This window comes from Streptomyces sp. NPDC045431, assembly GCF_040646655.1.
GTDB lineage: Bacteria > Actinomycetota > Actinomycetes > Streptomycetales > Streptomycetaceae > Streptomyces.
Genome location: NZ_JBEZAQ010000039.1, coordinates 1 through 9,904, shown reverse-complemented (window position 1 = coordinate 9,904; position 9,904 = coordinate 1). Strand labels below are relative to the sequence as shown.

The 9,904-nt window shown below is 73.8% G+C and carries 9 protein-coding genes; 4 read left to right on the top strand and 5 right to left on the bottom strand.

All coding sequences use genetic code 11. The features are described from left to right. The first annotated feature begins 101 nt into the window (after positions 1-101). Both AB0A69_RS33700 and AB0A69_RS33695 read left to right on the top strand, forming a co-directional pair. Positions 102-740, top strand: coding sequence for a class F sortase (locus AB0A69_RS33700; RefSeq protein WP_361429915.1), 639 nt, complete (start codon positions 102-104; stop codon positions 738-740). A 30-nt stretch (positions 741-770) separates the two neighbouring features. Continuing rightward, the gene (locus AB0A69_RS33695) at positions 771-1,376 is read left to right on the top strand and encodes a PH domain-containing protein (protein ID WP_361429913.1); all 606 of its coding nucleotides are present in this window, start codon (positions 771-773) and stop codon (positions 1,374-1,376) included. 44 nt (positions 1,377-1,420) lie between these two features. On the opposite strand, the gene AB0A69_RS33690 is transcribed toward AB0A69_RS33695, so the two are convergent. The 4 genes from AB0A69_RS33690 to AB0A69_RS33675 all read right to left on the bottom strand — a co-directional run bounded on the left by AB0A69_RS33690 (position 1,421) and on the right by AB0A69_RS33675 (position 6,214). After that, positions 1,421-2,611, bottom strand: coding sequence for a hypothetical protein (locus AB0A69_RS33690; protein WP_361429911.1), 1,191 nt, complete (start codon positions 2,609-2,611; stop codon positions 1,421-1,423). A 168-nt stretch (positions 2,612-2,779) separates the two neighbouring features. Further along, complete coding sequence (locus AB0A69_RS33685; RefSeq protein ID WP_361429909.1) at positions 2,780-4,429, bottom strand: phospho-sugar mutase; 1,650 nt, start codon at positions 4,427-4,429, stop codon at positions 2,780-2,782. Positions 4,430-4,719: 290 nt separating this feature from the next. After that, positions 4,720-5,544 carry a purine-nucleoside phosphorylase gene (locus AB0A69_RS33680; protein WP_361429907.1) on the bottom strand — a complete coding sequence of 275 codons (825 nt, stop codon included), beginning with the start codon at positions 5,542-5,544 and terminating at the stop codon, positions 4,720-4,722. 232 nt (positions 5,545-5,776) lie between these two features. After that, positions 5,777-6,214, bottom strand: coding sequence for a gamma-glutamylcyclotransferase (locus tag AB0A69_RS33675; protein ID WP_071965776.1), 438 nt, complete (start codon positions 6,212-6,214; stop codon positions 5,777-5,779). Between the two features lie 215 nt (positions 6,215-6,429). On the opposite strand from AB0A69_RS33675, the gene AB0A69_RS33670 reads away from it, so the two are divergent. Next, complete coding sequence (locus AB0A69_RS33670) at positions 6,430-7,896, top strand: NAD(P)H-quinone dehydrogenase (protein ID WP_361429905.1); 1,467 nt, start codon at positions 6,430-6,432, stop codon at positions 7,894-7,896. Between the two features lie 188 nt (positions 7,897-8,084). After that, complete coding sequence (locus AB0A69_RS33665; protein WP_361429903.1) at positions 8,085-9,050, top strand: DeoR/GlpR family DNA-binding transcription regulator; 966 nt, start codon at positions 8,085-8,087, stop codon at positions 9,048-9,050. 27 nt (positions 9,051-9,077) lie between these two features. Here AB0A69_RS33665 and AB0A69_RS33660 read toward each other — a convergent pair whose 3' ends face one another. Next, positions 9,078-9,683 (bottom strand): TetR/AcrR family transcriptional regulator, encoded by a 606-nt coding sequence (locus tag AB0A69_RS33660; protein WP_361429901.1) that lies wholly within the window; start codon positions 9,681-9,683, stop codon positions 9,078-9,080. Between the last annotated feature and the right edge of the window lie 221 nt (positions 9,684-9,904).

Genomic DNA, 9,904 nt, shown 5'->3' with positions numbered 1-9,904 from the left:
CTTGCGGTACGTCTCGATGTGGAGCCCCTGGTCCGCCCGCCCGGGCCCGTACCACCCCCCGGGCCCGTACCACCCGTCCACCGTCCCCCTGGAGCCCGCCCATGCCCGCCGTCGCCGCCGTACCCCGCCGCATCGCCGCCGTGCTGCTCGCCCTCGCCGCCCCGGCCGCCCTGGCCGGCTGCGGTACGCCCGCGGCGGGCGGCCCCGCGAAGGCGGCCACCCCGCCGGCCCACATCGAGCCGGCCACCGCCGCCCCGGCGGCCGTCCAGGGCGAGCAGGCCGCCCCGCTGGCGCGGTCCAAGCCGGTCCGCGTGCGCGTGCCCGCGGCCGGCGTCGACACCGGGCCCGTACTCGACCTCGGTCTCGCCGCCGACGGCACCGTCGAGGTCCCCTCCGTCGCCGACGCCGACAAGATCGGCTGGTACGACAAGGGCGTGACGCCCGGCGAGACCGGACCGGCCGTGCTGATCGGCCACTTCGACACCGAGAAGGGCCCCGCCGTCCTCAAAAACGTCGCCAAGGTGCGCACGGGCGACGAGATCAGCGTCCAGCGGGCCGACGGCACCACCGCCGTCTTCCGCGTACGGGAGCTGGAGCAGGTCGACAAGAAGGCGTTCCCCACCGCCAAGGTGTACGGCGACACCACCCGGCCCGAACTACGCCTGATCACCTGCGGCGGCGAACTCGTCGACGGGCACCGCCCCGACAACATCATCCTGTACGCCGATCTCGTCGCGTGAGCCCGCGCGGGGTGAGGCAGAATCGGCCGCATGACGAGCCCCCAGCAGCCCGAGCCCGCCGCCGACCGGTCCTACCGCTCGCCCCTGGCGATCGTGGGAGGCCTCCTGTTGCTCGCGTTCGCCGCCTGGATCGGCGGTGACGCCCTCATCCGCGGCGAAGGGCGCGCCCGCTGGGTCGCGCTCGCGGCGCTGCTCCTCGTCGTGCCGCTCATCGCGGCCTTCACCTTCCGGCCGGTCGTGCGCGCGAACCACGACCGGATGATCGTGCGCAACCCGTTCCGCACCATCGAGCTCCCCTGGGCGGCGGTCTCCACCGTGCGCGCCGGATACTCCAGCGAGGTCTTCACCAAGGGCGGGACCAAGTACCAGCTCTGGTCGATACCCGTCTCCCTGCGGGAGCGGAAGCGCGCCGCCCGCCTCCAGGACCGTGCGGCGGCGAAGTCCGGCGCCTCCGCGCCCCACGTCGCCGAAGCCATGGGCGCCGACCGGAGCATCGCCGAGCTGCGCCAGCTGGCCGAGCAGTGCGCCTCCCGGCCCACCGCGCAGGGCGAACCGCGCGTGCGCTGGGCGTACGAGGTCATCGCGACCTCGCTCGTGGGCCTGGTGCTGCTGGTGGTGCTCACCACCACCGCGTAACGGTCCGCCCGTCCGTCACGATCCGTCCGTCACCGGTCCGCCCGTCACGGCGGGCCTGGCCACACCAGCAGCATGTACGCGCCCAGCCACGCCGACACCAGCACCGCCCCGCCCAGCACCAGCCCCGCCACCACCCGCCGCGCCCGGCACACCGCCAGGGCGAACGGCAGCAGCAGCGGGAAGCCGGGCACCAGGAAGCGGGCCCGCGGGAAATAGACACCGCCGCTGCCCAGGACGACGAGCAGCAGCACCCCGCTGAAGACCAGCAGCACGAGCGGCTGCCGCTCCGCCAGGCACAGCACGTACGCCGCCGCCGACAGCACCAGCACCGCCGAGACGGCGACCAGGAACAGCTGCGGGTTCCGGTCGTACACGAGGAGGTACCGCAGCTCGCGCAGGGTGCCCGCGCCGCCGTCCCACGCGTTGCGCCACAGCCGCTGCACGGCGAAGTAGCCGTCCCAGCGGCCGATCCGGGCGCCCACCCAGGCCACGTAACCGAGCCAGCCCAGCGGGGCCGCGCAGGCGGCGGCGAGCGGCGCCCCGCGCCGGGTGCGCGCCGCGGCGAGCAGACCGGCCACCGACACCGCCGCCGCCACCGCGATCCCGGTGGGCCGGGTCAGCCCCGCCAGCACGGCGAGGGCGCCCGCCGCGTACCAGCGCCCGGTCAGCACGGCGTACAGCGCCCACGCGGCCAGCGCCGTGAACAGCGACTCCGTGTACCCCATCCACTGGACGACCGCCACCGGCAGGGCACCCCACAGGACGGCCAGTACGGTGCCCGCGCGACGCCCGTGCAGATGGGCGCCGACGGCGAACACCCCCCACGCCGCGACCAGCGAGAAGCCGACCGCGAGCACCAGCGCCACCGACGCGCGTGAGCCGGGCGTGACGCCCGCGACCGCCTTGATCAGCACCGGGTAGAGGGGGAAGAACGCCAGGTTGTTGGCGTTGTACGCGGTGCCGAGGGAGTCCTGGTAGCCGTGGTCGGCGATGCCCAGGTACCAGTCGGAGTCCCAGGACGTGGCGAGCGTCGGCCAGACGCCGTGCCCCTTCAGATGGGCCCAGCGGGCCAGGACGAGCAGCCCGAAGAGCCGCACCGTCAGATAGCCGACGAGGGCGGGCGCGGCGTACCGGAGGGACCGGGCGGCCCGCTCCCGGACGGATACGGCCGCCGGGGACGGGGGCCGCCGGGACGCGGGGACGGTCGGGCGGGCGGTGATCGCCGACGGCGGCACGGTGGGACCCCCAGGAGGCTCGGCTGCGCTATGGGGGTCACCCTGCTCGGCGGCCCGGGGTGCGTATCGGAGCCGTGCGTCACCTGCCGTACGAGAATCACCCGCAAGAGGGCCCGTACGGAGAGCTCGGCGAAGCTCTCCGTACGGGCCCTCTCAAGGGTGGCCGGCTCAGATACCGGCGGCGGCCGCCAGGTCGCGCTTCAGCGCGCCCAGGACGTCACCGGCCTTGGCCCGCGCGTCGGCGAGTCCGCTCGCGTCGGCGACCGGGACGACGACCTCCAGGTAGCACTTCAGCTTCGGCTCGGTCCCGGACGGGCGCACGATCACGCGCGCCTTGAAGGCACCCTCCAGGTAGTACCGCAGCCCGTCCGTGGGCGGCAGCGCCTCGCTGCCCTCGTTCAGGTCCTCGGCGGAGGTCACCGTCAGCCCGGCGAGCGCGGTGGGCGGCTGCTCGCGCAGCCGGCGCATGGCGTTCGCGATGATGCTCAGGTCCTGCACGCGCACCGACAGCTGGTCCGTGGCGTGCAGGCCGTGCGCGACGGCCAGGTCGTCCAGCAGGTCCGTGAGCGTACGGCCCTGCTCCTTGAGGACCGAGGCCAGCTCGGCGACGAGCAGCGCCGCCGTGATGCCGTCCTTGTCGCGGACGCCCTCGGGGTCGACGCAGTAGCCGAGCGCCTCCTCGTAGCCGTACGCCAGGCCCTCCACGCGCGCGATCCACTTGAAGCCGGTCAGCGTCTCCTCGTACGGCAGCCCGGCCCCCTCGGCGATCCGGCCCAGCAGCGACGACGACACGATCGACTCGGCGAAGGTGCCCCGGGCGCCCTTGCGGACGAGGTGGGCGGCGAGCAGCGCGCCGACCTGGTCGCCGTGGAGCATCCGCCAGCCGCCCGCGGCGGAGTCGTCCGGGACGGCGACGGCGCAGCGGTCGGCGTCCGGGTCGTTGGCGATGACGATGTCCGGACCGGCCTCGCGCGCCTTCGCGAAGGCCAGGTCCATCGCGCCCGGCTCCTCGGGGTTCGGGAACGCGACGGTCGGGAAGGCCGGGTCGGGCTCGGCCTGCTCCTCGACGAGCACCGGCGCGGGGAAACCGGCCCGCTCCCAGGCGGCGAGGACGACGTCCTTGCCGACGCCGTGCATGGCCGTGTAGACGACGTTCGCGGTCCGGGGGGACCCGGGGCTCAGGACGGCGTCCGTACGCGCCAGGTAGGCCTCCAGGACCTCGTCCCCGAGGGTCTCCCAGCCGGACTCCGGACGCGGTACGTCGGCGAGGCGCGCGACGGCCGCGATCTCGGCCGCGATCTCGGCGTCGGCGGGCGGCACGATCTGGGAGCCGTCGCCCAGGTAGACCTTGTAGCCGTTGTCGCGCGGCGGGTTGTGGCTCGCGGTCACCTCGACACCGGCGACCGCGCCCAGGTGCCTTATGGCGAACGCCAGGACGGGCGTCGGCAGCGGCCGCGGCAGCACGGCGGCGCGCAGCCCCGCGCCGGTCATCACGGCGGCGGTGTCCCGCGCGAAGTCGGCCGACTTGTAGCGGGCGTCGTAGCCGATGACGACCAGGCCGCCCTCCTGGCCCTTGCCCTTCAGGTACGCGGCGAGGCCGGCGGCGGCCCGGATGACCACGGAGCGGTTCATCCGCATGGGCCCGGCGCCCAGCTCACCGCGCAGCCCGGCCGTCCCGAACTGCAGCGTGCCGCCGAACCGGTCCGCGAGCGCGTCGAGGTCACGGGCCTCGATGAGCTTGGCCAGCTCGTCGCGGGTCTCGCTGTCCGGGTCCTCGGCCAGCCATGCCTCCGCCTGCGCGATGAGGTTCTGCTGCACGGTGGTCTGCCTCTCTGGGAGTCGTACGGATTGGTCTGCGCTACGGGTACCCCGCGCCGCGGCGGAGCAGGGCGCGGCCCCGGGCTGGGTCGTGTCCGCAAAGTCCCGTCTGCCTGGCGGCGTCTGGCACGCACGCTCGCTGCGTTGTCGTCAGTCGCCAATGCTCCGCAGTGGCTCCTTCCTCCGCCTTGCGATCGCACGCACCAGACGCCGCCAGGCCCGCCCTCGCGGGCGGACGACGCTACTTTGCGGACACTCCCTGGGCTCCGGGGCCGCGCCACAGGGTGGTTCTAGATCTTGTCCAGGACCCGCGTGAGGAGCTCGCCCATGCGGGCGGCCGAGTCGCGGCCCGCCTGGAGGACCTCCTCGTGGTTGAGAGGCTCACCCGAAAGGCCCGCGGCCAGATTGGTGACGAGGGAGATGCCGAGCACCTCGGCGCCCGCCTCGCGGGCCGCGATGGCCTCCAGGACCGTGGACATGCCGACGAGGTCGCCGCCCATCACGCGGACCATGTTGATCTCGGCCGGGGTCTCGTAGTGCGGGCCGGGGAACTGGACGTACACGCCCTCCTCCAGCGTCGCGTCGACCTCCTTGCACAGCGCGCGCAGGCGCGGCGAGTACAGGTCGGTCAGGTCCACGAAGTTGGCGCCCACGATGGGGGAGGTCGCCGTGAGGTTGATGTGGTCGCTGATCAGGACCGGCTGGCCGGGGCGCATGCCCTCGCGCAGGCCGCCGCAGCCGTTGGTCAGCACGACCGTCTTGCAGCCGGCGGCGACGGCGGTGCGCACACCGTGGGCGACGGCGGCCACGCCGCGGCCCTCGTAGAAGTGTGTACGGCCCAGGAAGAGCAGCGCCCGCTTGTCACCGATGCGGTACGAGCGGATGCGGCCGCCGTGGCCCTCGACGGCCGGCGGCGGGAAGCCGGGGAGCTCCGTGACCGGGAACTCGGCCTCGGGGGCGCCGAGCGCGTCGACGGCCGGCGCCCAGCCGGAGCCCATCACGAGGGCGACGTCGTGGGTCTCGGCGCCGGTCAGCTCGCGCAGGCGCGCGGCGGCGTCGGCGGCGGCGGCGTAGGGGTCGCCCTGGAGGTGGTCCGGGGTGGCAGTTGCGTTCACAGAGTCTCTCGCCTCGCGAAGTAACAGTCGCCCCGGACCGCTGCGCGGGGCCGGGGGCCGGGGGCGGGCCCCGGAAAAACACGTACGGACAAGAGCGTAGCCCGAGATTGCCTACGCGCGTAGATGACGATGCCCACGGAGCTCGGATCGTTGCCTTGTCGTTTCCGACAAGAGCCGGCCGGAAGCGCCTCGGCAGCGCCTCCCCGGCGCCTGGGCGACTTCCCGCAGCGCCTCAGCAGGGGCGCTTGCGCAGCTCCATCACGTAGTCGTGGGGCGCGCCCGCCGACTCGGCGGCGTCCGCGATCTCGCCCAGGTAGCGCGCGGAGGGCAGGCCGCCCTCGTAGCCGTTCAGGACGTAGACCCAGGCCGGCTCCTCGCCGTCCAGGGTGTGCACCCGCACCCGCATGCGCCGGTAGATGTCCAGGCCGACGCCCTCCCACCGGTCCATGGAGTCCTCGTCCATCGGCGCGATGTCGTACAGCGCGACGAAGACCTGTGAGCGCGGCGCCTCGACGATCGTGGCGAGGGCGCCCTCCCAGCCCATCTGCTCACCGCCGAAGGTCAGCCGCCAGCCGTTGAGCCAGCCCGTGCCGCGCAGCGGGGAGTGCGGGGCGCGGCGGGTCATCAGCCGCGCGTCGAGGTTGCCGGCGTACGCGGCGTAGAGCGACATGGGTCCGAGGGTACGGGAGCGGCCCGGGCGGGCGCTGTTCCCCGTGGGGCGGCCACCTGATCGGGACCCGCCCGGCACCCGCCCCCCACGGCCCGGGCACGGCCCGGCCGCGGCCCGGCCGCGGCGCGACCGCGGCGCGACCGGGACCCGACCGGGACCCGACGGGAAGCCGCGCGGAGGGTGCGGGACAATGGGCTACGTACTCCATCCCTGCCGTGACGAGAGCGCGAGGCGTAACCCCAGTGACCCGGATCGTGATCATCGGTGGCGGACCCGGCGGATACGAGGCGGCCCTGGTGGCCGCCCAGCTCGGCGCGGAGGTGACCGTCGTGGACCGCGACGGCCTCGGCGGAGCGTCCGTCCTGACCGACTGCGTACCCTCGAAGACCCTCATCGCCACGGCCGAGGTGATGACCACCTTCGACTCCTCGCACGAGGAGCTCGGCATCATCGTCGCGGACGACACCCCGCACATCGACCAGCCCGCCCGGATCGTCGGCGTGGACCTCGGCAAGGTCAACCGCCGCGTCAAGCGGCTCGCCCTCGCCCAGTCCCACGACATCACCGCCTCCGTCACGCGGGCCGGCGCCCGGGTGCTGCGCGGCCGCGGACGGCTCGACGGCCGTCAGGCCGTGGACGGATCCCGCCAGGTGATCGTCACGGCCGCCGACGGCAGCGAGGAGACCCTCACCGCCGACGCGGTCCTGATCGCCACCGGCGGCCACCCGCGCGAGATCCCGGACGCCCTGCCCGACGGCGAGCGCATCCTCAACTGGACGCAGGTGTACGACCTCACCGAGCTCCCCGAGGAGCTCATCGTGGTCGGTTCCGGTGTCACCGGCGCCGAGTTCGCGGGCGCCTACCAGGCGCTCGGCTCGCGCGTCACGCTCGTCTCGTCCCGCGACCGGGTGCTGCCCGGCGAGGACCCGGACGCCGCCGCCGTCCTGGAGGACGTCTTCCGGCGCCGCGGCATGAACGTGATGGCCCGCTCCCGCGCGGCCTCCGCCAAGCGGGTCGGCGACCGCGTCGAGGTCACCCTCGCCGACGGCCGGGTCATCTCCGGCACCCACTGCCTGATGGCGGTCGGCGCCGTCCCCAACACCGAGGGCATGGGCCTGGAGGAGGCCGGCGTACGGCTCAGGGACTCCGGCCACATCCGGACCGACCGGGTCTCGCGCACCTCGGCACCGGGCGTCTACGCCGCCGGTGACGTCACCGGCGTGTTCGCGCTCGCCTCGGTCGCGGCCATGCAGGGCCGCATCGCCATGTACCACTTCCTCGGCGACGCGGTGACCCCGCTCAACCTCAAGACCGTCTCCGCGAACGTCTTCACCGACCCCGAGATCGCCACGGTCGGTTACACCCAGGCCGACGTCGACGCCGGGAAGATCGACGCCCGGGTCGTGAAGCTGCCGCTGCTGCGCAACCCGCGCGCCAAGATGCAGGGCATCCGGGACGGCTTCGTGAAGATCTTCTGCCGTCCGGGCACGGGCATCGTGGTCGGCGGCGTGGTCGTCGCCCCGCGCGCCAGTGAACTGATCCACCCGATCTCGATCGCGGTCGACAACAATCTGACCGTCGAACAGATCGCAAACGCTTTCACCGTGTACCCGTCGCTGTCGGGCTCGATCGCCGAGGTGGCACGGCAGTTGCACACCCGGAAGACGACCGCCGAGGCGTAACGCCCCCCGGTCACCGGGACAACACCCGGCAACCCCCGGCAAGTCGGGACATCGACCGGTCGAGGCCGATCGTCGTACGTACACGGACGGGGCCGCCCATACCACTTGGCGGCCCCGTCTGTTCGCATCTTCTCGTATTCGGTGCATACGGCTGCAAACACCCGCGTGCTGGGGTTACTGTCAGTTTCGTGTTCGCTGCAGAACGTCGCCAGTTGATCCTCGAAATGGTGCGCGCCAACGGGGCGGTATCGCTCCGTGAGCTCGCCCGCGTCGTCCAGACCTCCGAAGTGACCGTACGGCGTGACGTGCGGGCCCTGGAGGCCGAAGGACTCCTCGACCGCCGGCACGGCGGTGCGGTACTGCCGGGCGGTTTTACGCGAGAGTCCGGTTTCCCGCAGAAATCCCATCTCGCGACCGCGGAGAAGACGGCCATCGCCGACGCCGCCGCGGCCCTCGTCGAAGAGGGCGAGGCCATCGTCGTCGGCGCCGGGACGACCACGCAGGAGCTGGCCCGCCGGCTCGCCCGCGTCCCCGGCCTGACCGTCGTCACCAACTCCCTGCTGGTGGCGCAGGCGCTCGCGCACGCCAACCGCGTCGAGGTCGTCATGACCGGCGGCACCCTGCGCGGCTCCAACTATGCGCTGGTGGGCAGCGGGGCCGAGCAGTCCCTCCAGGGGCTGCGGGTCTCGCGGGCGTTCCTGTCCGGGAGCGGCCTGACCGCCGAGCGGGGCCTGTCCACGTCCAACATGCTGTCGGCGAGCGTCGACCGGGCGCTGGTGCAGGCGGCGGCGGAGATCGTGGTGCTGGCCGACCACACGAAGCTCGGCACGGACACGATGTTCCAGACCGTGCCGACGGACGTGATCACGCGGCTGGTCACCGACGAGCCGCCCGCCCATGACGAGCGCGCCGCCACGGAGCTCCAGGCCCTCGCGGACCAGGGCGTCCAGCTCACGGTCGCGAGCTCCGGCTCCGCCGGAGCCTCGGACGCCTCCCCGCCGGGCCGCCCGCCGCGCCGGGACGTGCCCCTGCCGGGCCAGCGCGGCGCCCGGCACCCGGGCGGCCCCCTGCGCTCGGCCACGTCGGCCTCCCTGTCCGCGGACGACCGCGCCGCGGAGCGCGGCGCCCGGGTGGCGGACCTGCGGCGCCGCTGAGCGCGCGGGGCAAGCCCCCGCACGCGGTTACGCCTTCAGGCCGCGCAGCGTCAGCCGCAGCAGGCGGTCCGCCAGCTCCGGATCGTCCGGGGACTGCTCCGCCGCCAGGGCGATCGCGTTCGTCAGCTGCATCAGGTCGTCGATCGAGACGCCCTCCCGTACGGAGCCGCTGCTCACGGCCCGGTCCAGCAGGCGGGCGCCCGCCTGGCGCAGCGGCACGTTGCACTCCGACAGCGCCGAACTCCGGTCGTGCGACGCCGACATGAGCGCACTCGCCAGGCCGCGGTACTCGCCCGCGTGCGTGATGATGGCGCGCAGCCAGACGACCAGCGCCTCGCACGGCTGCTCGGCGTCGGCGAGCTGCCGTGAGCGCTCCAGCAACGCGCCCAGCGCCTCCTGGAAGACCGCGCCCATCAGCGCGTGCCGGTTCGGGAAGTGCCGGTACAGCGTGCCGATACCCACCCCCGCTCGGCGCGCGATGTCCTCCAGCGACGCGTCGGTGCCGTGCTCGGCGAAGGCGGAGCGCGCCTCCGACAGCAGTCGCCCGTAGTTACGGCGCGCGTCCGCCCGCATGGGGCGCGCCGAGCCCGGTGGCGTACCCGGTGCCGTGCCCGCTGCCGTACTGGTCGTCATGGCGCCTCCTCCCTGCTCCGCCGTGTGTCTCCAGCATGCCATCGCCCAGCCGGAGGCCCTCTCCGCATGCGGAAGGGGCCCGCCGGTCACGACCGGCAGGCCCCTTCGCAGGAAGACGTACGGACGTCAGTCCTTGATTTCGCAGATGGGGGCGCCGGAGGTGAGGGAGGCGCCGACTTCGGCGGTCAGGCCCTTGATGGTGCCCGCGCGGTGGGCGTTGA